Origin of the sequence: Geobacillus sp. C56-T2, assembly GCF_007829715.1 — a bacterium.
GTDB lineage: Bacteria > Bacillota > Bacilli > Bacillales > Anoxybacillaceae > Geobacillus > Geobacillus icigianus.
Window position 1 is genome coordinate 2899016 of sequence record NZ_VJWB01000001.1, and the last position, 21887, is coordinate 2920902.

At 52.4% G+C, this 21887-nt stretch carries 26 protein-coding genes; 4 read left to right on the forward strand and 22 right to left on the reverse strand.

The window, feature by feature from the left end:
- Nucleotides 1-800 precede the first annotated feature (800 nt).
- The 10 genes from GC56T2_RS14405 to GC56T2_RS14450 form a co-directional block, all read right to left on the reverse strand.
- Complete coding sequence (locus GC56T2_RS14405; RefSeq protein WP_144977378.1) at nt 801-1292, reverse strand: superoxide dismutase family protein; 492 nt, start codon at nt 1290-1292, stop codon at nt 801-803.
- A 92-nt stretch (nt 1293-1384) separates the two neighbouring features.
- Nucleotides 1385-1600 (reverse strand): hypothetical protein, encoded by a 216-nt coding sequence (locus tag GC56T2_RS14410; protein WP_144977381.1) that lies wholly within the window; start codon nt 1598-1600, stop codon nt 1385-1387.
- A 304-nt stretch (nt 1601-1904) separates the two neighbouring features.
- The gene (kapD, locus tag GC56T2_RS14415) at nt 1905-2525 is read right to left on the reverse strand and encodes a 3'-5' exonuclease KapD (RefSeq protein WP_144976108.1); all 621 of its coding nucleotides are present in this window, start codon (nt 2523-2525) and stop codon (nt 1905-1907) included.
- A 166-nt stretch (nt 2526-2691) separates the two neighbouring features.
- Nucleotides 2692-3015, reverse strand: a complete 324-nt coding sequence (gene mnhG / locus GC56T2_RS14420) for a monovalent cation/H(+) antiporter subunit G (protein ID WP_050368719.1) — start codon at nt 3013-3015, stop codon at nt 2692-2694.
- Between the two features lie 22 nt (nt 3016-3037).
- Nucleotides 3038-3319 carry a Na(+)/H(+) antiporter subunit F1 gene (locus tag GC56T2_RS14425; RefSeq protein ID WP_144976110.1) on the reverse strand — a complete coding sequence of 94 codons (282 nt, stop codon included), beginning with the start codon at nt 3317-3319 and terminating at the stop codon, nt 3038-3040.
- Entirely contained in the window at nt 3316-3792 is a 477-nt protein-coding gene (locus tag GC56T2_RS14430) for a Na+/H+ antiporter subunit E (protein WP_063164880.1), read from the reverse strand. Before GC56T2_RS14430 ends, GC56T2_RS14425 begins: the two co-directional genes overlap by 4 nt.
- Nucleotides 3793-3798: 6 nt before the next feature.
- Complete coding sequence (locus GC56T2_RS14435) at nt 3799-5271, reverse strand: Na+/H+ antiporter subunit D (RefSeq protein ID WP_096224643.1); 1473 nt, start codon at nt 5269-5271, stop codon at nt 3799-3801.
- Nucleotides 5264-5605, reverse strand: coding sequence for a Na(+)/H(+) antiporter subunit C (locus GC56T2_RS14440; RefSeq protein WP_033010707.1), 342 nt, complete (start codon nt 5603-5605; stop codon nt 5264-5266). Before GC56T2_RS14440 ends, GC56T2_RS14435 begins: the two co-directional genes overlap by 8 nt.
- Complete coding sequence (locus tag GC56T2_RS14445; protein ID WP_033010703.1) at nt 5606-6022, reverse strand: Na(+)/H(+) antiporter subunit B; 417 nt, start codon at nt 6020-6022, stop codon at nt 5606-5608. It lies immediately after the preceding gene.
- The gene (locus GC56T2_RS14450) at nt 6015-8411 is read right to left on the reverse strand and encodes a Na+/H+ antiporter subunit A (RefSeq protein WP_144976112.1); all 2397 of its coding nucleotides are present in this window, start codon (nt 8409-8411) and stop codon (nt 6015-6017) included. The genes GC56T2_RS14445 and GC56T2_RS14450 overlap by 8 nt, the downstream gene beginning before the upstream one ends.
- Before the next feature lie 246 nt (nt 8412-8657).
- Between GC56T2_RS14450 and GC56T2_RS14455 the strand changes: the two genes are divergently transcribed.
- Nucleotides 8658-9011, forward strand: coding sequence for a YuzC family spore coat inner layer protein (locus GC56T2_RS14455; protein WP_144976114.1), 354 nt, complete (start codon nt 8658-8660; stop codon nt 9009-9011).
- Here GC56T2_RS14455 and GC56T2_RS17875 read toward each other — a convergent pair.
- Together GC56T2_RS17875 and GC56T2_RS17880 are read right to left on the reverse strand one after the other, a co-directional pair.
- Complete coding sequence (locus GC56T2_RS17875; RefSeq protein ID WP_186440031.1) at nt 9000-9314, reverse strand: hypothetical protein; 315 nt, start codon at nt 9312-9314, stop codon at nt 9000-9002. The two genes, GC56T2_RS14455 and GC56T2_RS17875, sit on opposite strands and share 12 nt — an antisense overlap.
- A 292-nt stretch (nt 9315-9606) precedes the next feature.
- Nucleotides 9607-9765 (reverse strand): hypothetical protein, encoded by a 159-nt coding sequence (locus tag GC56T2_RS17880; protein WP_168157867.1) that lies wholly within the window; start codon nt 9763-9765, stop codon nt 9607-9609.
- A 182-nt stretch (nt 9766-9947) separates the two neighbouring features.
- Between GC56T2_RS17880 and GC56T2_RS14465 the strand changes: the two genes are divergently transcribed.
- The gene (locus GC56T2_RS14465; RefSeq protein WP_144976119.1) at nt 9948-10553 is read left to right on the forward strand and encodes a biotin transporter BioY; all 606 of its coding nucleotides are present in this window, start codon (nt 9948-9950) and stop codon (nt 10551-10553) included.
- A gap of 37 nt (nt 10554-10590) precedes the next feature.
- On the opposite strand, the gene GC56T2_RS14470 is transcribed toward GC56T2_RS14465, so the two are convergent.
- The 4 genes from GC56T2_RS14470 to GC56T2_RS14485 all read right to left on the reverse strand — a co-directional run bounded on the left by GC56T2_RS14470 (nt 10591) and on the right by GC56T2_RS14485 (nt 14701).
- On the reverse strand, nt 10591-11589 hold the full coding sequence (locus GC56T2_RS14470) for an inorganic phosphate transporter (RefSeq protein ID WP_144976121.1): 999 nt from the start codon (nt 11587-11589) through the stop codon (nt 10591-10593).
- Nucleotides 11590-11606: 17 nt separating this feature from the next.
- Entirely contained in the window at nt 11607-12227 is a 621-nt protein-coding gene (locus GC56T2_RS14475) for a DUF47 domain-containing protein (protein ID WP_144976124.1), read from the reverse strand.
- Nucleotides 12228-12621: 394 nt separating this feature from the next.
- Entirely contained in the window at nt 12622-14130 is a 1509-nt protein-coding gene (locus tag GC56T2_RS14480) for a leucyl aminopeptidase (protein ID WP_144976126.1), read from the reverse strand.
- A 385-nt stretch (nt 14131-14515) separates the two neighbouring features.
- A complete protein-coding gene (locus tag GC56T2_RS14485; protein ID WP_144976128.1) occupies nt 14516-14701 on the reverse strand; it encodes a hypothetical protein in 186 nt (61 codons plus the stop codon).
- 112 nt (nt 14702-14813) lie between these two features.
- Between GC56T2_RS14485 and GC56T2_RS14490 the strand changes: the two genes are divergently transcribed.
- On the forward strand, nt 14814-15623 hold the full coding sequence (locus GC56T2_RS14490) for a cobalamin-binding protein (protein ID WP_144976130.1): 810 nt from the start codon (nt 14814-14816) through the stop codon (nt 15621-15623).
- Nucleotides 15624-15685: 62 nt separating this feature from the next.
- On the opposite strand, the gene GC56T2_RS14495 is transcribed toward GC56T2_RS14490, so the two are convergent.
- The 5 genes from GC56T2_RS14495 to GC56T2_RS14510 form a co-directional block, all read right to left on the reverse strand.
- On the reverse strand, nt 15686-16324 hold the full coding sequence (locus GC56T2_RS14495; RefSeq protein WP_305040732.1) for a 3D domain-containing protein: 639 nt from the start codon (nt 16322-16324) through the stop codon (nt 15686-15688).
- Nucleotides 16325-17221: 897 nt separating this feature from the next.
- Nucleotides 17222-17545 carry a YuiB family protein gene (locus tag GC56T2_RS14500; protein WP_033018733.1) on the reverse strand — a complete coding sequence of 108 codons (324 nt, stop codon included), beginning with the start codon at nt 17543-17545 and terminating at the stop codon, nt 17222-17224.
- A gap of 56 nt (nt 17546-17601) precedes the next feature.
- Nucleotides 17602-17730 (reverse strand): YuiA family protein, encoded by a 129-nt coding sequence (locus tag GC56T2_RS17885; RefSeq protein ID WP_370454550.1) that lies wholly within the window; start codon nt 17728-17730, stop codon nt 17602-17604.
- A gap of 123 nt (nt 17731-17853) precedes the next feature.
- Entirely contained in the window at nt 17854-18357 is a 504-nt protein-coding gene (locus GC56T2_RS14505) for an NUDIX domain-containing protein (protein WP_033018735.1), read from the reverse strand.
- 330 nt (nt 18358-18687) lie between these two features.
- Nucleotides 18688-19911: an NAD(P)/FAD-dependent oxidoreductase gene (locus GC56T2_RS14510; protein WP_144976132.1), complete on the reverse strand. Its 1224-nt coding sequence runs from the start codon at nt 19909-19911 to the stop codon at nt 18688-18690.
- Between the two features lie 439 nt (nt 19912-20350).
- Between GC56T2_RS14510 and GC56T2_RS14515 the strand changes: the two genes are divergently transcribed.
- Nucleotides 20351-21349, forward strand: a complete 999-nt coding sequence (locus GC56T2_RS14515) for an NAD(P)/FAD-dependent oxidoreductase (RefSeq protein WP_172706235.1) — start codon at nt 20351-20353, stop codon at nt 21347-21349.
- Nucleotides 21350-21544: 195 nt separating this feature from the next.
- On the opposite strand, the gene GC56T2_RS14520 is transcribed toward GC56T2_RS14515, so the two are convergent.
- Nucleotides 21545-21856, reverse strand: coding sequence for a LapA family protein (locus GC56T2_RS14520; protein ID WP_144976134.1), 312 nt, complete (start codon nt 21854-21856; stop codon nt 21545-21547).
- Nucleotides 21857-21887 lie beyond the last annotated feature (31 nt).

Here is a 21887-nt window from a genome sequence, read left to right on the forward strand (position 1 = left end):
GCTGGTGCTTATCTATAGCAATGAGAGAGGGGGCGTCTTCGTTTAAATCGTACGGCAGAAGCAGTCAGCACGTATATAGAGCAACGAAAGAGGGTGTCCCGATCCTTTTGGGACACCCTCCTCTAATCACTCTTGGATGCGCCGCAAGTTCGACCCTAAATCAGTCCGGGGCGTATGTGGCCGCCCAACATTGGTCTTGAGTGGGCCGCAAGTTCGGTCGTAAGAAGCTAGTGATTTTATCCGCCTCTTCACCAAAAGTTGTACTTGATTTTTCCATAACACTTATGAGGCTGGTGAAAAACCGCTGTTTGCCTTGATCGATGATGGAACGCGTGAACATAGAAGCTGATGCAACCAGTTTTTCTATTTGAGAAACGATTCTGAGAAGCGGTTGCGTGAGTAAATCACCGGCTCCTTATGCATCCACGAAAGAACAGGAAACCAATCATTTTTTGCCTACCCCTGTTCAGAGAAGTGCACCGTCTGCCAAGTACACGTTGTGGTGATAAACCTTTTATTCTAGATGCGGCTTTTCCATGTCATTTCTCAACTAGAAAAATCCTGATGCATCGGTCTGTTTTTCACACGTTCTCTCCTTGATAAAGGGAACGAGCTGTTTTTTTCACCAACGTTCCAAGAGACTGGTCGTGGATACGGCTTTACAATGTGATTTCTCATTTCGAAAAATCTTGTTGCATCAGTCCTGTTTTGCACTCATTCTCTGATTTAGATGAAAGGAATCAGCGGTTTTTCTAAATTGTTTCCCCGAGCCAAAACGGTGTTCGAAACGCTGCTTTGATTCAAGACGACTTGATTTCCCCACAGGCGATGCGGCCTCCCGCATCCCCTGCCGGTTGGGTCATGCCGTCATCCTTTTTGGCATGAATGACAATTGATGTGCCCTCTTTTGTCAGCAGCGATCCTTTCGCTCCTTTTTTCAGCGTCACATGCGGCGCCGTCAATTCAACGTTGACCGTGCCATCGTCTTTGACAATAATGTTTGGCAAATCACCAGCGTGCGCGCCTTCCGGGTGGAGAAGGCCATGTTTTTTTCCATCGGGATTATAATGGCCGCCGGCCGACTGAAAATCGGGCGGCTGACAACTTCCTTTTTCATGAATATGAATGGCACGCTCCCCCGGTGGAAGGCCTTGCAAATCAAGCTTCAAGCGCACCCCTTCAGACTGCTCGACCAATTCGATCGTGCCGATCGGATCGCCGTCGGCATTGATCATTTCCACTTTCCGGCTCATGCCTTCCTCTTTTCCGCAGCCAACCAAGGCGAGCGCCATGGCCGCGGCCAACCATCGTCTTCCGCGCAACACTCCATCCCCTCCAACTCTTGGCAACTACTACCTGCCAGTATCGCCGGAGAAGGAGCGATTTATACGTCCTTTGTCCGCTCAGGCTCGTCCTTTTTTCCAAGCAACTCCCGCTCGAATCGCTTCGCTTCGTTCTCTTGTTTCCGCGAAATGACGATGATCAGCCGCATCGTGAACACCGCCAACAAGAAAAAGACGGCAAACGAAATCGCCGCAGGGATATATTCGCGCTTATCTTCAGGGAAATACAAAAACAAGTTCAACACCGATGGCCATATCATCTCGAAGACAACCTTTCCTGCCTGAATTTTCCGCTTCTGTCCAAGGCGCGAGCTTTCGGCCGCCGGCATCGTTCCGCTCGAAGGCAAGCCGCACCGAACAATCCTTGACGCTCGCGTTTAGGCCGAAGCGGTTTACTCCCCCATAGCTTATCACATCCGCCGGCCGCCGCCAACCCGCCCCTTGTTTCCATCTCTCACCGGGGCAGCGAACAGCGCTGCTTCATCGGCCTGCGGCCACCGTCTCTGGCAGCGGTGCTTTCCTTCAGCGGGCGTAGCTGCGCCGCATTCCGAACCGGATCGTCTACAAGGCAAATTTTTTTCGCAGCTGGGTGAAATCGATTCGTTCTCCCAGCGTAGGAGGCTTTGTCTTCGCCAAATACTTTTTGTCGTTTTCAATGAGGCGGAAAATCGTGTAGGCGGTAAAAGCGTCATCGAGCGCACAATGCGCGTTTCCGATCCCTTCGTTGCCGTACTCCTGAACCGCCTTGCGCAAAGCCGTTTGATTTTTGTTTCCAAAAAACCGCTTATACTCCAAAGCTAAATCGCGGTGCTCGCCTGTAAACGGAAAGGCCACTTGCGCTGACTGGCAGTTTTCCCGAAGCACTTTCATATCCATACTTCCCCATGTCACGACCGTCGTCGGACGCTCGCGGTCATATTGCCGAAGCAGCGTAACGAGTTCATAAAAGCTGATGCCGCTGTCGATTTGTTCTTGGGTGATGTTGAGAAACGATTTGCATCGGTCGGTCAGCTGCGGAAAACGGAGCGGTTTCACATAAGCGGAAAACTGGTTCACAATTTGTTCGTCAACGACCGCGACAAGGCCAACTTCGATGATTTCCGGGCAAAATCCGTTTGGCTCCGTTTTCGTCTCCGGCATCGTAAACTCAAAATCAAGGAACAAATATTGCGGGACGTCCATCGTCGCTTCCCCCCTTTCTGACGCACAGCCACAGTCCGTTTTACTATTATTATATCACGGGGGAACGATTGTTTATTTCTTTTTTCAGAAAATGATGAAAAAGGGGCGGATGACGTGAAAACGGAACAGTCTGGAGAAACCGAAAGGACATCCCGCTATTTCTTCCCTACTTTGCGCTTTTCGTTCTATTCTCTCTCCGTTCGGCCAAATCGTCGCGAACCGTCCCTTCCCAAGGTCGAACGCCGGAGTAGTATGCCGCACGGCTAATCAAATGAGCCGACACCGGGGATGTTAAAAACAGAAAGACAATAGCCAACAACAAACGGGAATTGAAATGATCGTGCTTCAACCAAAAGTAAAATAACGTCCCCATTAAGATGAAAATCATCCCTAGCGTCGTGCTTTTGCTAATGGCATGGCTTCTCGTATAGACGTCGGGAAGACGGAGGACGCCGATGGCCGAAATCAATGTTAACAGCGCACCAGCCATGACGAACAACACGATCAACCCATCAACGATTTCCGTCACGTTCAATCACAACCCCTTTTTGCAAAAACTTGGCAAACGCCGCCGTGCCAAGAAACGCCAAAATTCCAATCAGCAAAATAATTTCTAAAAACACGCTCGTCTCCAACAAGATCGACAGCACCGCCACAATACCTGCCAGACAAATCCCGATCGCGTCAAGCGCAATGACCCGATCCGCGACGGTCGGTCCTTTGACGACCCGATAAACGAAACAGCCAATGGCGAGCGACAAAAGAGCGAGGGCGATATAGAACATCACGGTCATCGGCTCACCTCCAAAATCGTTTTTTCAAACGATGTCTTGATTTGCCGGACCACTTCATCCACATCCGGGGCATCAATCGTATGAATATAAATCTCTTTTTTGTCATCAGAGACGTCGATCACAAACGTCCCGGGCGTCAACGTAATCAAGTTGGATAACAGCGTAATTTCCCAGTCTTTTTTCACTTCGAGCGGAAGGGCGAAAATGCAAGGCTTCATGTTCAGCGACGGGGAAAGAACAATCTTCAAAACAGCCCAGTTGGCCAACAACAATTCTTTGATGAAAATGAGCGTCAGCTTTCCAATCACAAACAACGGGACGACATAAAACGTCGTCGAGAAGTATCTGCGCAGCACAAAAAGAATGCCTAAACCAAGGAGATATCCAATGACAAACGATGATCCGCTGAACGAATCAGCAAGAAACATCCAAACGAATGCCAATATCACGTTGAGCAGCAATTGTTGCGCCATTTGCCTCTACTCCTTCAGCACGGACTCAATATACATTGACGGGTCCACCAACGTCGCCGCCGCCTGGGCGATATATGGACGAACAAACTCGGCCCCGACGCCGTATAAAACAGCCAAGGAAAGAAGCGCGACAATCGGCACATACAGCGGGACGACTCGTTTTTGCTCATACCCGCGCGCTTCTCCCCAACAAGATTGAATAAAAATTTTCATCACCGAATAAAGAACGAGCAAGCTGGATAATAACACAACTAGCGCGAACAGAAGCTGTCCTTTTTCAAACGCCGCCCGAATAATGAGCGCTTTTCCGATAAACCCGCTGAACGGAGGAATGCCGCCTAGCGCAAGAGCGGAAAGGAATACAGCCCAGCCAAGCAGCGGATACGAACCGAGCAGTCCGCTAAACCGCCCGAGTTGATTCGTTCCCGCAACATACGCAATCGCCCCGACAATGAAAAAGAGCGCCGTTTTCATGACCATGTCTTGCAGCAAGTAAAAGATCGTGCCTTCCATACTTTCTTCTGTCATTAACGAAATGCCAAACGCCATCACACCGATGGCCGCCACAATGTTATAAATGGCGATTTGCCTCATATCGCGGTAAGCCACGGCGCCAATGACGCCAAACACAACGGTCGCGATCGCCAACCACGCTAAAATCGTATGCGTATAGCCGACATCTTGACGGAAAATGAGCGAAAATGTGCGCAAAATCGAATACACGCCGACTTTTGTCAATAAGCCGCCAAACAACGCGAGCACCGCCGCCGGCGGAGCGGAATAAGCCCCCGGCATCCAAACATAAAATGGAAACAGCGCCCCCTTTAACCCAAAGACAATGAGAAAAAGCAAACAAATAACCGTCAACACGGCGGTGTTTTCCGCTCCAGAAATCCGTACGGCTAAGTGCGCCATATTCAATGTGCCGGTCACGGCGTACAAATAGCCGACAGCGATGACAAACAACGCTGATGAAAACACGTTGATCACCATATATTTCATCGTTTCCTGAAGCTGGATTTTCGTACCGCCATGAACGAGGAGCGCATACGATGACATGAGCATCACTTCATAAAACACGAATAAGTTAAAAATATCCCCTGTCGTAAACGCCCCGTTCACTCCAACAATGAGAAACTGAAAAAAAACATAGTAGTACATGGACGCCTGCTTCGCGTCAATCGTGAAAAAGGAATACAGCAGGCAAGCGAGCGCGATCACGCTCGTTGTCAACACCAACAGCGCTGAAAGCATGTCGGAGACGAGCGTAATCCCAAACGGCGCCGGCCAGTTTCCGACGTCGAGCTTTTGCATCCCTTCATGGTCGACAAGACGCACAAGCCAAGCGCCCGCAGCGATGAGCGCCCCTGCTGACACGAGGGAAATCATTTTTTGCGCTCTCAATGATTTCACGCAAAACATCAAGAGAACTGCTGTCGTCAATGGAATCGCAATCGGAAAAATTACGGCATTAGTCATGGTCTTCCTTTCCCCTCATCCGTTCAATGTTGTCCGTCCCGATCTCCTGATAAGAACGATACGCCAAAACGAGCAAAAACGCCGTGACCCCAAAACTAATGACAATCGCCGTCAAAATCAGCGCCTGCGGAACAGGGTCGACATAATGTTCCGCCTGCACGTCAAGCAGCGGCGGCGCTCCTTTTTTCAATCCTCCCATCGTCAATAAAAGCAAATGCGCTCCATGGCTTAGCAATCCCGTGCCGATAATGATCCGAAGCAAACTTTTGCTTAACATTAAGTACGTGGCGCCGGCAAACAAACAGCCGATGACAATAATCATGACGACTTCCATTTATTCTTCCTCTCCTATCGTTTCGATAATCGTCATGGTGACCCCGACAACGACCAAATACACTCCTAAGTCAAACAAGACGGCCGTATGGAGCGACACATCCCCAAGCAGCGGCAGCATGACATGGCCGTGGGCGTGCGTTAAAAACGGGACATCGAAGACTAAGCCGCCAAGACCTGTTCCTAAGGCAAACAACAGCCCGATGCCAATGAGCGTGCGATACGAAACCGGGATCATCGACCGGACGGTTTTGATGTCAAACGCCAGCAGCAGCAAAATAATGGCGCCGGCGGTAACGAGGCCGGCAATGAATCCGCCGCCTGGATAATAGTGGCCGGCAAAAAAAAGCTGAATCCCAAATAAAATGATCATAAACGTGACAACGGCCGTTACCGTGCGCAAAATGAGCTCATTCATATTTGCCGCTCTCCCCTTTCGGAGCTTTCAGCTTCACTAAAGCGTAAATGCCGAGCGCCGCGATCGCCAGCACACAAATTTCAAAAAGTGTATCAAATCCGCGGAAGTCGACTAAGATCACGTTGACAATATTTTTTCCAGCCGCTTTTTCATACGCGTTTTCAATATGGTATTGAGCAATCGAGGCAAAGTTTTTCTCACTGTACGCCAACAAGGCGATCGCGCTGACCAACGCGCCGACTCCGAGCGAAATAAGAGCGTTCCCAAGCCGGAATCGAACGCCTTTCTCATGGCGGCTAAGCTTCGGCAAGTGATAAAAACAGAGCAAAAACAGCGCGACGGAAATCGTTTCAATGACGAGCTGCGTCAACGCCAAATCAGGCGCCCGGAACAACACAAAGAAAAGCGACACCGTATAGCCGACCGAACCTAACGCGATAATCGCCACAAGACGTGATTTGGCCGCCACAGTCGTCGCCGTTCCGATCAAGGCGACCAACGCCAACATCAGTTCATGGATGCCCACTTCCGCTAAATGGCTTAGCGAGAGCCTTCCATCTACTTTCAAAGCGATCGTTGCGATAAGCAATGCGATCATCGCGGACAAAATATACAAGAAATACGTCCGAACATACCCGGTCATGTAACGGCTTGTCAGCGAATACGACCGCTCTTCCATTTGCCGCACGACCGTGTCATATAAGTGATTCAGTGAAAGCCGCCGCGAAAAAACACCGTATACGCGCTTCCATGAATCAAACGTCCGATACAGCCACACGCCAAGAACAATCACTCCGATCGTCATCCACACTTCAATCGTCCATCCGTGCCAATGACTAATGTGCACGGAAAGCCCCTCTTGGCGGAACACGCCGTTGACGACAGCATCGACCGCCGGCGCAATCACCGTGTTGGACAACACATTCGGAAACAGTCCAAAGCCGATGACAAGAACGGCCAAAACGACCGGCGCCACAAGCATCCCCACCGGGGCTTCATGCGGCTGTTTCGGCCATTCGGAAGGCTTCGGAGCACCAAGAAACGTTTTCCCAACAAAAAGAAGGCTGTACAAAAAGGTGAACACGCTGCCCACCCAAGCGAGCACCGGAAACAAGATCCCCCACACATCAAGCGACAACCATTGGGCGTTCGCCACTTGCACCATCGCCGCAAAAAACATTTCTTTGCTTAAAAATCCGTTAAACGGAGGCACACCCGCCATCGACAACGAACCGATGACCGCAACCGTAAACGTGATGGGCATGACGCTGAGCAACCCGCCAAGACGCCGGATATCCCGCGTCCCGGTCTCATGATCGACAATGCCGGCCGCCATAAACAAGCTTCCTTTAAACGTCGCGTGGTTGATTAAGTGAAACACCGCTGCCACCACGGCCGCCATATATAAACGGCGGTCGCCCGGATCGCCATGAAAGGCCAGCGCCCCGGCGCCAAGCAGCGACATAATCAACCCGAGCTGGCTCACCGTCGAATAGGCGAGCAACCCTTTCAAATCCGTCTGACGGGCGGCATGAAATGACGCCCAGCAAAGCGTCGCCATTCCAATCCCCATCACCAACCAAACCCATAACGAAGAAACGGCAAAAATCGGGGTGAAGCGAGCCACTAAATAAATGCCGGCTTTCACCATGGTGGCCGAATGCAAATACGCGCTGACCGGGGTGGGTGCTTCCATCGCGTCCGGAAGCCAAATGTAAAACGGAAACTGCGCGGATTTCGTAAACGCGCCAAGCAAAATCAAGAGCATCGCCGGCACAAACAACGGATGCTGCGGCCACGCATCCGCCATAGCCATCCAATCGCGAATGCTGTACGACCCTCCGCTCATGACCGAAAGCAATAAAAATCCCCCAAGCAGAGACAGCCCGCCAAGCACGGTGATGAGCATCGATTTTTGTGCCCCGTATCGGGAACGTTCACGCTCATTCCAGTAGCCAATCAACAAAAAGGAGGAAAACGATGTCAATTCCCAAAAGAGATAGAGCGCCATGGCGTTGTCCGAAAGAACGACGCCAAGCATCGCTCCCATAAACAAAAGCAAATACACGTAAAAGTGCCCAAGTTTTTCCTTTTCCTTCGGCAAATAATAAATCGAATACAGCACGACGAGAGAGCCGATCCCTGTGATTAGCAAGGAAAAGAGCAACCCTAACCCATCCATATAGACTTGAAAATCCATTCCGAGAGACGGAATCCAAGGGAGCGTTTGTCCGTAGGGGTTAAGAGGGAGATGTTGAATAAAATATAAAAACAATAAGACCGGTAGTGGGAGCACAAACCAGCCGGTATGAATCGAACGTACATATTTATACAAAAACGGAACGAATAAAGCAAAAATCAGCGGTGAGACCATTGCCAAGTTTAACATGAACCATCCTCCTTCCCTATTGTTTCCCCTCACACCGCCCCGTTTATCATTGTATCATAAAACTCTTGCCTCTGTCGGTACAACGGTCTGCTGCAAATTAAGTCAGACGTTCTCTGCTTATGTGTATACGAAAAGTTTCCGAAAAAGTTTCACCTTTCACTGCCAGTCGTATCGGTTCTATGGAAACGGTTTACAATACGGCGAGTATAGTAAGTAGTAATCACATCCAAAAGGAGGAGCAAGCCAATGATTTATTTCCTGTCCCCTGCGGCATGGGCAAGGCCGTACCCGCCGGTCGACCCCGCTATCTTCTCCCAATCGGCCGCCACCGCCCAGACGCTGATGAACGATGCCGGAGTCATTTTAAAACGGCTGGCCGAATCGCGCTCGTTTGCCGCCTCGGTCATGTCGGCCGCCCAAGAAGGGAAAACGGATGAAGTGAAGCGCCTGATCCGTTCGCTTGGCATCCGCTCGCAAACCGAGGTGTATTTCAATCCCGACGGCATTCGCCTGACGCTCTTGCCGCCGCCCGGCGCATTCCCGTGCTGCCAGCTCGTTGTCGGCTTGCGCTGGAACGTGTTTCCGCCTTCACACCGATAGCCTTCGCCATCGTGGCGGCAGGCGAAATGGGGAAATGGTTGGCGAACCGCCGCTTTTCGCGCTCATCACGTCGGCCGCCATTGGACGATGAGCGGCCACTCGTTCAAAAGCGCCGCGCCCGATGCGACAACACCGCTTCCGCCCGGGACGCTGGAAGCGGGCTGTCGTCGGCGTCTTGCCGCGCCAGAAACCGTTTTCGCACAAAAACGATTCTTGCCCCGGCATTCGCCAACGAAAAAGACGGCGATCGTCCGATCCCCCGTCCAATGTATCGGCGAACTCGCCGGTCTCTTCTGTTTCCATCGCGCATTCGATTGCGTGCGCTGATCGATGATAGCCCCGACAAGGATCGAGACCAGTGAAGTCAACATCGTCAGCTTAACCGCCTTGGAGTCTAAAAGGCCGGTCGAAAACAGCTGTTTCCCCTGCTCAATGGATGAACGTGTGAAAAGAAGCACTGATGATACAAGGTTTTTCTATTTGAGAAACGATGCTAGGAAGCGGTATGTACTATTAAATCACCAGCCTCCTAAAAAGCGCAGCACTTGTTTTTCAAAGTAGACGAAAAAGATCCCGTCCATCCGCGCCTCTTCTTTCACGCATTGCCGTTTTCATCAAACGGCTGCCGCTTCCCGATTTCAGCCGGGGTGCGCAAATCGTAGCCATCATCGTTTTTGCTCGTATGGATGATGTCTTCGTTCGCCCCCATTTTGCTTGCCCATCTTAGCTCCTCATCCGGCATAAACCGCTCCATCGCCATCCTCCCTTCGCTTCTTTCGTCCTTGTCGGCTTTGATTCAGTTTTCGCGACAGTTTAGGGCAGCGCTTTTCCTTAGCATCCCCCGCCGCTCATCCCATCATGCCCCGAAAAAAGGATTGACAGCCTAGCGGTTGTTCAGTACGATTTTGTTAACAAACATAAAAAGGGGGTTTACATATGAAACAACGGACTTCGCTTCGCCCGCTTGACATGACGCTTGCCGCGATGTTCGTCGCCTTGATGGCCATCGGCGCCAACATTACAGCATGGGTGCCGTTTCTTGTCGTTGGCGGCGTGCCGATCACGCTGCAGACGTTTTTCTGCGTTCTTGCCGGCGCCGTGTTAGGGCGACGGCTCGGCGCGGTGGCGATGACGGTGTATATGTTCGTTGGCCTAGCCGGCGCGCCGGTGTTTTCCAAGCTTAGCGGCGGATTATCAATCATTTTCCAACCGACATTTGGCTTTATTCTCTCCTTTATCGCCGCGGCGTATGTGACCGGCTGGATCATCGAACGCGGCCCACAGCCGGCACCCACCGTCCGCTTTGTCACCGCCGCGCTTGTCGGGATGGTCATCAACTATGTCATCGGCACGAACTGGATGTATATGGCGTACAAATTATGGGCGGAAGCGCCAAAAGGGCTGTCGTACGAAATGGTATGGGGCTGGATGCTTGTTCCGCTGCCAAAAGACATTTTGTTATCGATCGTCGCCGGTTTGATTGCCCCGCGCCTTTGCCGGGCGATCGGCCGCTCCTCTTCCGCGAGCCGGCCGGCGGCATAAACGAAACGCGCCTGTTGGACAACAGGCGCGTTTTTCGTTAGAAAAATAAATTGAACACTTGGTACAGAAAACCAGCCATGAGCGCAGAAATTGGGAGCGTAATCACCCATGTAAGCACAATCCGGCGGGCGACGCCCCATTTGACTCCTTTCACCCGTTGCGCGGCGCCCACTCCCATAATGGCCGAGGAAATGACGTGCGTTGTGCTGACCGGCAAATGGAACGTTGTGGCCGAAAAAATGACGAGCGCGGACGATAAATCCGCCGCCGCCCCGTTGATCGGGCGAATTTTCATGATCTTTCCGCCGACCGTTTTAATGATCTTCCAGCCGCCGACCGCCGTCCCCAGCCCCATGGCCAAAGCGGCGGAAATGCGCACCCACTCCGGGATGTCCGTTGTCGCATGATATCCGCCGGCGATCAGCGCCATCGTAATAATCCCCATCGCTTTTTGAGCGTCGTTCGTTCCGTGCGTATACGCCTGAAAAGCAGCAGTCACGATTTGAAAGAGACGAAACCCTTTGGTTGTACTGTATAAGTTCGCATTTTTAAACAGGAAGCGGAAAATCGTCATGATGACAAAACCGACGCTCAGCGCCAAAAACGGCGACAGAATGAGAGATTGCAAAATTTTCAAAAACCCACTGTAATTTAAAATACCAATTCCCGCCGCCGAGATCGCCGCCCCGGCAATCGAACCGATCAGCGCATGGGAAGAGCTGCTCGGAATCCCATAATACCACGTGATTAAGTTCCAGGCGATCGCGGACGTCAATGCCGCCAAAATGATGACCGGCCCGTTTTCCAAAGCAAACGGGTCAACAATGTCCTTCGTAATCGTTTTGGCTACGCCCGTAAACGTCAAAGCGCCGATAAAGTTCATCACCGCAGCCAGCAAAATGGCGCGCCGCGGCGTAAGCGCCCTCGTCGATACCGAAGTAGCAATGGCGTTGGCCGTATCATGGAAGCCGTTGATGAAGTCAAACGCCAGCGCAAAAATCACGATGCATATCGTCAACACAAGAATCATATCCATAAAAACAACGTCCCCTTTTATGCGTTGCGCATAATAATCGTCTCAATCGTATTGGCGACATCCTCACAGCTGTCGGCAATTTCCTCAAGCATTTCATACAGCTCTTTATATTGAATGAGCTTAATCGGATCTTTTTGGAAGGCAAACAAGTTTTTGATGGAAGCGCGCAAAATTTCGTCGCACTTCGTTTCATAGTCTTTGATCTTGATGGCGTGCTGACGCATATCGAGCAATTTTTTATGCGAAAGCAGCTCTAACGCATGAACGATTTCAATTGTGCTTTGGTAAATATAGTCGAAAAATTTCCCCATATGTTCGTCAATGTCGGTAAACGAGAACATTTCAAAACGGGCCGAGCATTGCTCGAGGCCATCGAGCACATCGTCCATTTTCATCGCCAGCTGGTGAATGTCTTCGCGCTCGATTGGGGTAATAAACGTTTTATTGAGCTGGACGACCAATTCATGGATGAACGAATCCCCTTTCCGTTCATACTCCTTCATCACCCGCGCGAACTCTTTCAAGTCGCCGACGTTGCGGATTTTGTATTCGACAAAATATTGGGCCGCTTCCTTCACATTTTCCGAAATCGTGAACAACATATCGAAGAAAACGTCCTTTTTTGGCGAAAAAATCATGGTCGGACCCCTCCATTGTTGGAATCAAAAATCACGCTACTTATTGTAGCAATTTCAACTTTATTTACAATGACTAAAAATAAACTTTACATTAAATTTACACTATCTTTACATTTTGTTCGTATTTCTTGCTATGTAGCGTACCAAAAGAACGACGAAGCTATGCATGTCTGCTTCGCTCTTCGCCGACTGATCGACAAGAGGGTGCCAAAAGAACTGGGACACCCTCTCTCATCGCAAATATATAGGCACTAACCGCTCCCCACCACACTATATGTTCTGTCTTTCTTGAGGGGGAGATCGTCTTTTAGGTCATCTCCATCGCTATCGATCCGCACCAGTTGCTTCGGTCGCACGATCGGTTGGTTTCCCTTGCGGATCAATCGCCTCTTGGTTAGCCTTGGTCATGATCGGCAAACCGTTCGACAAACGCCGCCAGTGTGCGCACCATGACGCCTGTCGCTCCCGCCGGCCCGAGGTCGCCGTCTTTCTTCACCGTGGCCGTTCCAGCGATATCCAAATGCACCCACGGCGTGTCTTCGGCGAATTCACCGATGAACGCTCCGCCCATAATGGCGTGGCCTTCACGCCCCGGAGAATTGTTCAAATCGGCGATGTTGCTGCTTCGCACCCGCTCGCGGTCTTTTTCTGTAATCGGCAGCCGCCAAATGAATTCTCCGGTCTCCATAGACGCTTCAAGCAGCTGCTCAAACAGCGCTTCATTGTTCGTCATCGCTCCTGTTTTGTCCGTGCCGAGCGCGACGATGACACCGCCCGTTAACGTGGCAACATCAATAATATAGCTGGCGCCGTGCTGCTTTGCGTACGTGACGGCATCCGCTAAAATCAACCGCCCTTCCGCATCTGTGTTTCTCACTTCGATCGTCTTGCCGGACAGCGATGTAATGACATCATCCGGCTTGAACGCCCCGCCGCCGATCATGTTGTCGGTCGCTGGAATGACGGCAAGCACGTTTTGCTCTGGACGCAGCTCACCGATAATTTCCATCGCCCCAAGCACCGCGGCGGCGCCGGCCATATCGGTTTTCATGTCGATCATGCTGTCGCGCGGCTTCAGGCAATATCCGCCCGTATCAAACGTCACCCCTTTGCCGACGAGGGCGATCACGTCCTCCCACCGCTCTTTTCCTTGGTATTTGAGAACGATCAGCTTCGGCGGCTGCGCCGATCCTTGATTCACCGCCAAGAGCGCACCCATGCCGAGCCGCTCCATCTCTTCTTTTTCCAAAATTTCATAGTCCAAATCGTACCGGGTAGCGAGCTTCACCGCATAATCAGCCAAATCGGACGCCGTCAACAAATTCCCTGGCGTATTGACGAGTGTGCGCGCCGAGTTGGTCGCCTTTCCGTACACCGAGCCGACAAACAAGCTCGCCTTGATGTCTGCTGCATCGGCCGCCGTATAGACGGTAAGCGACGCCAGCGTTGCATCCGGTTCTGCTTTTTTCTGCTTGTAGCCGGGAAACTCATACGTGGCCAAATAGCACGCTTCGGCCAAGGCATGGGCCGCCTCGTTCGCATCAACCGCTTCGGTCGTAAACGTGTCGAGCACAACGGCCGCCGCGGTCCGCTTCGCCTGCTTGAGCGCGCGAAAGAGCTTGCCAAATCCTTCACGCAGCCGCGCAAACGTCAGCTCTTCTTGTTTGCCAAGCCCGACAAAATACAACCGCTTCGCTCCATTGGGCAAAAAAGGATGAATGACGGAAAGGCGCCCCCATTTCGCGGAAATGTCGCCTTCCTTTTGCAGCTCGGCCAGCCGCCCGCCAAGGCGGGCATCATACGCTCCGGCCAGGCCGCTCCACGGTTTCGCTCCTTCAAACAACCCGATCACAAGCGCGTCCTCATTCGTTTCGGCCGATGGCAACGGTTTTACAGTAAACATCGTTTCCTCCCCTTTCCTCGTCATGGCTTTCATGTTCCATTATATCGAAATGGAGTTATTGTTTCGAGCCCCTAATGAATAGCTTGCCTTTTTTCTGCCGGGAGCGCCCCACCGTGGTTTTCTTTCCGGCCACACCGCACACGATGGAAGGAAAACGCGGCCAGCAAATAGAATATCACATTAACGGCTCTTCGCGAACCGCTCCTAGGAGGCCGGTGATTTAGTGCAAAATGCTCCATCCATTTCTCAATTAGAGAAACTTTGCAGAACCAGCTTTCTTTTTTGAATGAAAATGCCGCCGATTGGTGTGCGACAGCGGTTTTTCACCGGGCTTCTAGGAGGCTGGTGATTGACTCGCCTTTCTCCAGCAGAAAAACTCGTTGCATCAGTCCTGCTTTTCACCCGTTCCCCCATTGATGAAGGGAATCATCGGTTTTTCATCACCCTTCCAGAAATATGGTAAAAAAACGGTTGTTTCTCTTGAGCAATGGGGAGCGTTTGAAAGGCGATCCTGATGCGATAAGGCTTTTTGATTTGAGAAACGGGCTTGAGAAGCGGCTTGCTTCCTCAAATCATCGGCCTCCTAGCCGCGCCCAAATCCAACGACCTTTTCCGAGGAGGAAAAGCACAATGGATGAGGGTGAAACTCGCCGCCCCAGCTTTTCCAAGGAGGAAACAACACCATGAATATTGTCTCCCTTTGCCCAAGCAACACGGAATTGCTCGCTTACCTTGGCCGGCTCGATGATGTCATTGCCGTTGACCAATCGTCCGATTGGCCCCCGGAGGTGAGGCGGCTGCCGAACGTCGGTCCGGATTTGCGCATTGACATCGATCAAGTCGAAGCGCTGAAACCGGACCTTGTCGTCGCTTCGCTGAGCGTTCCCGGGATGGAGCGCAACGTCGAGGAACTCGCGCGCCGCCGGCTGCCCTATCTCGTTCTGGCGCCGAATACGCTCGATGACATCGCCTCCGACCTTCTTACGTTAGGCGACGCCATTGGTGAAACGCAAAAAGCGGCTGATCTCGTCCGCCGATATCGCGAGTTTCTCGCTGAGTACCGCGAACGAGCCGCCGCGGCCGAACCGGTCCGCCTGTATTGGGAATGGTGGCCGCGGCCGATTTTTACGCCCGGCGGCGGCAACTGGCTGAGCGAGCTCAGCGAACTCGCTGGCGGGCGCAACGTGTTTGCCGACTGCCCGCAGGCGAGCGTTCAGACGGAATGGGACGAAGTCGTCGCCCGCAATCCAGCACACATATTGCTCGTCTGGGTGGGGGTGCAGACAAAAAAAATGAGGCCCAGCGCGGTCACGCAACGCCCGAAGGCCAACGAAACGGACGCCGTCCGCCACGGGCGCATCCATCTTCTTGAAGAAGCGCTCTATTGCCGGCCGTCGCCGCGCTTGCTAGTCGGATTAAAAAAATTAGCGCCGCTTTTGCATCCGGCGCTCTTTCCTCCCGCCGACGACAGCGACCCGCTCCTCGGGCGCTGACAGGCGGGAGGCCTGTCAATGATTCGATTGTCCGCGCCACCGCGCAGTCCATCGATGCCTGCTTAGCTTTTCGACTGCAAATATTGCTGGCGAAACACTTGCATCGTTTCATCTTCGTTGAGCCGCTTCAACTCTTCCTCCGACAAGGTGCCGTTCCCTTTTTGTACCACATAGACGTGAACTTTCCTTTTTCCCCAATATTTATAGACATCTTCAACGGTTTCGTAATATAAGTCGATGCGATTCCCTTTGATCGCCCCGCCTTTATCGGCCACGACGCCGAAGCCGTAGCCGGGAATAAACAAAATCGTACCGATCGGGAAAATGCTTAAATCCGCGGCAATCGTCGAGTAAAGGTCGCGTTTGACGCGGACGCCGGAGTATGTAATACCATACTCAGGATGATCGGGCGTTTTGCCCGTTGACTCGGCGCCAGCTGTGTAGCCGGTCGCGATCACTTCCACTGACGGATATTTTGACCAATCAAAATGGTCTTCGAGGCGTGGCGGGGAGTGCTGACTGTTTTTCGCGCGCTCCTTCAGTTCCCAAACAGGCGGGTGACCCACCGATAAAACGTTTGGAAAGGAATGGAGAACTGTTTTCGCCTCAACCCCTGAAACGGATTGAAACGTTGCGGTCAACGCGGCGAAAAACAAGAGCGTCATCGCGGACCGGCGCACAAACTGCCTAAACCCATTCAATGCTCTCAACTCCTCTCACACCTCTATTTATCTCCATCCGAAATCGAAATATTCATTGGCACATGACAAAAATCGCCCACCAGCCCCTTCTCTGTTCACTCCCAAGGACGTGGCTTCGACGAAACCACGGACGTATGGACGGTCAGCGAACCTTGCTTGTTTCATCAGCCTCCATGTTCACACGTTCCATCGCCCATCAAGGCAAACAACGGTGGTTCACCAACGATGGTCCCGTGGCCCTGTATATGATTTCGTCACTCGAGCAGCTAAATCAAGGCAAACAGCGGTGGTTCACCAACCTGTTGGCTTGCCGACGGTCGATAGGCACGAACCCCATCCCCGACTATACGCACGAACGGGCAAGAAAGTCGGTCAACAACAAGCGGCTCGCTTGAACTAGGAGTCCGGTGATTTCGTGTAAAATGCTACTAATCCCATTCATTTCTCAATTAGAGAAACTTTTCATAATCATCTTTCTTTTCTGAATGAAAATGCCGCCGATTCGTGTGTGACAGCGGTTTTTCACCAGCCCCCTAGGAGACCGGTGATTTAAGGGGGCAAGCCGCTTATCAAGACCGTTTCTCAAATAGAAAAGCCTTGTCGCATCAGGATCACCTTTCAAACGATCCCCCATTGCTCAAAAGAAACAACCGTTTTTCACCGACCTTCTAGGCAAAATGCCATTGCGCTGTACCGGCCATAGCAAGAAAGCCGGCCAACAGCAGGCGGCCGTGAACGCCTCCCGAGTTTCCAAAGCACAAAAAAAATGGCCGTCGCCAGCCGCTGCAAAACGGCGCGAACAGCCAAACCGACACCGCACCCGATCCCGCGTGCGGAAATCCGTTCCCTTTTCCCGATGGGAAGCTGAAACCGGCACGCCCACAAGGCAGCCGGTCGTCAAAACATCCGGTATCCTTTCGCTCGCAGCGTGCGAATCGCCCATCCGGCGCAAAGAGCGCCGGCAAATCCGCTCGCCAAAATCAAAACGTCGGCCGCCGCCAATGAAGCGGCTTTGCGCCCAAGCGCGGCAAACGCCGCCGCCGGCGCGGTGAAATAACGCGTCCATGGCACATCGTCAATGATGAGCGCAGCGATCACCGGAAAGCATACGGCGACAATCCACGTCATCCGCAACACCATATTGAGCAAAAAACTAATGCCGAAAAACAAGACAAAAAATAAAAGCATGGAAATCAAGACAAGGGGCAAACTCATCTGCATCCGCCCTCTACCTCCCTTACACCCTTTTTCAGTGTACTGGATGGGCGGATGCCAAGTCAACGCCTGTTCTCTCCCTCTTCCTCGCTTCCTGTCCCTTGGCAGCAGTAGCACGTTTCCGAACCGCCAAGTAGCAACTGCACGTACCCGTGCCCATCACAATAAGGGCAAGCTGTCCTCGTCATCATCGATGTTCCCCTCCATTTCGTTTTTATTAACATATCAAAATTTTCTGTAAAAATAAACGGCGGTTTTTCGCCGTTTCGCTTCATGTAAACGGATACATCGATGACTTACTTTCATTTTCTTCGTCATTCTTTCCCTTTCAGCGATTCAAAGTAGAGCCGATACTTCGTGTACCCGAACGGATCGCCCGGGTTGAGGCCGTTGTGCGGCGGCAGGAACGCGAGCGGCTCAAGCGCGAGCAAATACCGAATCAGGCCGGAAGTGTCACGGTCGGCCTGAAGCGCGGCTCTGCTCAAGAAAGCAGCCGCATCCAGCTCTTCGGTCTGCACGATGATGCGCTCCGATCGCGGCCGGAGCAAAAAAATCGCCATGTTGTCGCTGATGTTTCCGTTGATGACGCCGGTGCGCACGCCAAGCAGCGCGACGGGTTCCGAGCGGATTCCCGTTTCTTCCCACACTTCGCGAACAGCTGTTTCATCGAGCATCTCCCCCGGTTGCACAAAGCCGGCCGGCAGCGACCATTTTCCTTTCAGCCCACTGTATTTTTTCTTGACGACGAGCCATTCCCCCGCTTCATTGATGACCAAGCCCGCCGCGGCGATCCAAACGTTTCCGCGTTTGCTGTCCATCGTTCTCATCCTTTTGTTTCATGATCGTTGTTTACGTTGGTAGTTCGACAGCCAGACGGCGAATCCCTGTTTTTGGGGCACAAAAAAGGCGATCTTCCCCTCAAGAAAGACCGAACTCGCGTGGCAGAGAAGCGGATGGTGCTTGTATCGCAATGAGGGGAGTGTCCCAGTCCTTTTGGAACACTCCCCTCACTCCCGCAAAAACGATGCCATCGATCGGGCTGATGTCAGCGAGTCGCCTCGCCATCTTTAACGGTTGCCAGCGCCGCGCAGCCGCCGAGCTTGCCGCTAGGCAGCTTAGCCAATGTCGTACCGCTCCCACCAACCGTTTTAGAAAAATTTAAATTTCCCTTTTTTCATCACGAGCGACGAACCGCCGATCAAATACAGGGCGCGGTTGTCGATCACTTTTTTCATGAAGCTTGCTTTCGTTCCCCACAGCTTTTTGCCGAAGACGACGCCGATGGCATCATCATGGCCGAGCGAACAGACGGTTCCTTTAATGTCAGGCTTGAACGGCTCGAGCTCTCCTTGCCCGCGGATGAGCACCGCCAAGTTTTTCGCGCACAGCGCGCCCTCCTGCATGGCGATCTGCGCCGTCGGCGGATACGGGCGGTTCGTTTCCTCATCGATGACGAGCGAACAGTCGCCGACGACAAAAATGTCTTCATGGCCTGGGACGCGCAAATACGGGTCAACCTTCACGCGCGCCCGCGCCGCTTCAAAGCCGGACTCCTCAATGACGCGGCTGCCGCGTACGCCAGCGGCCCAAATGACCGTGCCGGCTTTGATTTCTTCGACGTCATCGCCCTTGGCGACGATGATGCCATCTGGCGTGCATTCTTTGATGGCCGTGCCGATTTTGAATTCGACGCCTTTGCGTTCAAGCTGGCTGACCGCGTACTCGACGAGCTCCGGATCAAAGCCCGGCAGCGCGGTCGGCGCCGCCTCGACACAAATGATGCGCACTTTGTGCGGGTCGATGTCATACTCCCGGCACAGCTCCGGCATCCGGTTGGCGAGCTCGCCTAAAAATTCGATGCCCGTAAACCCAGCGCCGCCGACAACAATCGTGAGCCGCTCCGGTTTTTTGTCCTCTTCGGCATTGTACGTCGCAAACTGGTATTCGATATGCTCGCGGATTTGCCGCGCGGCGTCGACATTGGCGATCGAAAACGCGTATTCTTTCAATCCTTTGATCCCAAACGTTTCCGATTCAAAGCCAAGAGCGATGACAAGGTAATCGTATGTCAATTCCCCGTCTGCTAGCAGCACTTTTTTCTCATCCGGAACGATTTTAGTAACCGTCGCTTGAACAAACTTCACTTTGTTCCGATCGATGACATCACGGATCGGATAGCGGACGCGGTCGTGATGCAACGTTCCTGCCGACGCCTCGTGAAGCCATGTCGTCTCATAGTGGTAGTCATGTTTGTTGACGAGCGTAATGTTCGCCTCATTCACCCCGATCAACTTTTGCAGACGAACCGTCGTCATCAGCCCACCGTAGCCCGCGCCTAAAATGACAACGTTTGGTTTTCTCACTTGAATCACTTCCACCCTTTTTCGTTTTTTATAGCTTTTGCCGCCGTCCCTATTTTTATCGCGCAAAGTTTGTGAAAAAGTTCACGATAACGGACAAAAAAATGTCGAGGGACTGTCACAAAAAATTAACAATCTGTCCACCAACCATATTAGTCCTTTTTCTCCCCCATTTCAAGTGTTTTTTGCGGCAAGACGGAAAAATTCACCGCTGCCCTTCCGCGGTCAACAGACGGTTGTCGTCATCTTTTGCCCATGCTGAAATAAGATGCTAAAATAAGAAGGGAAGAAAAATCAGTCATCGCTGGAAACGAAACCGAAAACGGCAGCACCGCATAGGCGGTTCGCAGCCGACCGCGGCGCGGAGCGGAAACGCTCCTGAAACAGGTGGAGAGCAGGAGCCGCGGTGCGAAAAAGAGAAACGGATCATTCCATCACAATCAAAGGAGGTATGGCGGTGAAGGAAGATCGCACGCTTTATGATGTCACGATCATCGGCGGCGGGCCGACCGGCATGTTTGCCGCGTTTTATGGCGGCTTGCGGCAAATGAAGGTCAAAATCATCGAAAGCCTTCCTCAGCTCGGCGGGCAGCTTTCCGCGTTGTATCCGGAAAAATACATATACGATGTCGCCGGATTCCCGAAAGTGCGCGCCCAAGAGCTGGTCAATCAGCTGAAAAAGCAACTGGAGCTGTTTTCACCAACCGTCTGCCTGAACGAATCGGTCGATGTGCTTGAAAAGCAGGAAGACGGAACGTTCAAACTCATCACCAATGAACAAATCCACTATTCGAAAACGGTGATCATCACCGCCGGAAACGGCGCCTTTCAGCCGCGTCGGCTGGAAATCGAAACCGCTTCCCGTTATGAAGGGAAAAACTTGCATTACTTTATCAACGATTTGGAGCAGTTTTCCGGAAAACGGGTGCTTGTTTGCGGCGGCGGCGACTCGGCGGTCGACTGGTCGCTGATGCTCGAACCGATCGCGGCCAGCGTCACGATCGTGCATCGCCGTGACAAGTTCCGCGCCCATGAGCACAGCGTCGAACAGCTTATGAAATCGGCCGTGCGTGTGAAGACACCGTTCGTGCCAGTGGAACTGATCGGTGACGAACATGCCATCCACCAAGTCGTGCTTGAGCACGCCAAAGACGGAACGAAAGAAACGGTCGATGTGGACGCCGTTATTGTCAACTATGGCTTCATTTCCTCGCTTGGGCCGATCAAAGATTGGGGATTGGAAATCGAGAAGCATTCGATCAAAGTGAATTCCCGCATGGAAACGAACATCCCGGGCGTCTATGCCGCCGGCGATATTTGCACGTACGACGGAAAAATCAAGCTGATCGCCTGCGGCTTCGGCGAAGCGCCGATCGCCATCAGCAGCGCCAAAACGTACATCGATCCGACAGCGCGGATGCAGCCGGCACACTCGACCTCACTCTTTTAGTTTCGTTGTGTGACGCGCTTCAGTGCGACCAAGACACGACAAAGCGAGGCGGACCCAAAAAGTGTCTGCCTTCAAGATCGGCACAACCGATCGTGCGGCAGAAGCAGCCAGCACGTATATATAAGCAACGAAAGAGGGAATCCCGATCCTTTTGGGACACCCTCTTTCTCATTTTGGCGGCGCCGTCTGTTCGCTTTACATCGTTTCATCGCCAGACAGCGATGCTGATGACGGCTGCTGTTCATGTTCGGCTAGCCGAGCGGCCAGCGCTTCGTTTTCCTTGAGCGCTGCTTTCAGCTGTCGCTGCAGGCTGAACAGGCGAACCCAGCCCAACATAGCGACGACCAAAGCGCCGAGAACCGCGGAGCCAAAAATGACGATGATCAGCGGCAGACGCGTTTCCCCAATCAAATAACGGATGGTCACCTTGTCAACGTTGGCCACCGCGAGCAGGGCGACGATCAGCGCCAACAAGAGGGCCAACACTACATTCACTTGCCCTTTCACTCGCCTTCCCCTCCCTTTCCCCGGGTTTGTC

Excerpts from the sequence above, each read along its gene's own strand:
- GC56T2_RS14475 (WP_144976124.1), bottom strand. The coding sequence starts at position 12,227 with ATGATTTTTTCGCCAAAAAAGGACGTTTTCTTCGATATGTTGTTCACG.
- GC56T2_RS17880 (WP_168157867.1), bottom strand. The coding sequence starts at position 9,765 with ATGGAGCGGTTTATGCCGGATGAGGAGCTAAGATGGGCAAGCAAAATG.
- GC56T2_RS14430 (WP_063164880.1), bottom strand. The coding sequence starts at position 3,792 with ATGGCGCAACAATTGCTGCTCAACGTGATATTGGCATTCGTTTGGATG.
- GC56T2_RS14465 (WP_144976119.1), top strand. The coding sequence starts at position 9,948 with ATGAAACAACGGACTTCGCTTCGCCCGCTTGACATGACGCTTGCCGCG.
- mnhG (WP_050368719.1), bottom strand. The coding sequence starts at position 3,015 with ATGGCTGGTGCGCTGTTAACATTGATTTCGGCCATCGGCGTCCTCCGT.
- GC56T2_RS14450 (WP_144976112.1), bottom strand. The coding sequence starts at position 8,411 with ATGTTAAACTTGGCAATGGTCTCACCGCTGATTTTTGCTTTATTCGTT.
- GC56T2_RS14425 (WP_144976110.1), bottom strand. The coding sequence starts at position 3,319 with ATGACCGTGATGTTCTATATCGCCCTCGCTCTTTTGTCGCTCGCCATT.
- GC56T2_RS14500 (WP_033018733.1), bottom strand. The coding sequence starts at position 17,545 with ATGCAGATGAGTTTGCCCCTTGTCTTGATTTCCATGCTTTTATTTTTT.
- GC56T2_RS14505 (WP_033018735.1), bottom strand. The coding sequence starts at position 18,357 with ATGGACAGCAAACGCGGAAACGTTTGGATCGCCGCGGCGGGCTTGGTC.
- GC56T2_RS14440 (WP_033010707.1), bottom strand. The coding sequence starts at position 5,605 with ATGGAAGTCGTCATGATTATTGTCATCGGCTGTTTGTTTGCCGGCGCC.
- GC56T2_RS14435 (WP_096224643.1), bottom strand. The coding sequence starts at position 5,271 with ATGACTAATGCCGTAATTTTTCCGATTGCGATTCCATTGACGACAGCA.
- GC56T2_RS17885 (WP_370454550.1), bottom strand. The coding sequence starts at position 17,730 with ATGATGACGAGGACAGCTTGCCCTTATTGTGATGGGCACGGGTACGTG.
- GC56T2_RS14515 (WP_172706235.1), top strand. The coding sequence starts at position 20,351 with ATGGCGGTGAAGGAAGATCGCACGCTTTATGATGTCACGATCATCGGC.
- GC56T2_RS14470 (WP_144976121.1), bottom strand. The coding sequence starts at position 11,589 with ATGGATATGATTCTTGTGTTGACGATATGCATCGTGATTTTTGCGCTG.
- GC56T2_RS17875 (WP_186440031.1), bottom strand. The coding sequence starts at position 9,314 with ATGGAAACAGAAGAGACCGGCGAGTTCGCCGATACATTGGACGGGGGA.
- GC56T2_RS14445 (WP_033010703.1), bottom strand. The coding sequence starts at position 6,022 with ATGAATGAGCTCATTTTGCGCACGGTAACGGCCGTTGTCACGTTTATG.
- GC56T2_RS14455 (WP_144976114.1), top strand. The coding sequence starts at position 8,658 with ATGATTTATTTCCTGTCCCCTGCGGCATGGGCAAGGCCGTACCCGCCG.
- GC56T2_RS14480 (WP_144976126.1), bottom strand. The coding sequence starts at position 14,130 with ATGTTTACTGTAAAACCGTTGCCATCGGCCGAAACGAATGAGGACGCG.
- GC56T2_RS14405 (WP_144977378.1), bottom strand. The coding sequence starts at position 1,292 with ATGGCGCTCGCCTTGGTTGGCTGCGGAAAAGAGGAAGGCATGAGCCGG.
- kapD (WP_144976108.1), bottom strand. The coding sequence starts at position 2,525 with ATGGACGTCCCGCAATATTTGTTCCTTGATTTTGAGTTTACGATGCCG.
- GC56T2_RS14490 (WP_144976130.1), top strand. The coding sequence starts at position 14,814 with ATGAATATTGTCTCCCTTTGCCCAAGCAACACGGAATTGCTCGCTTAC.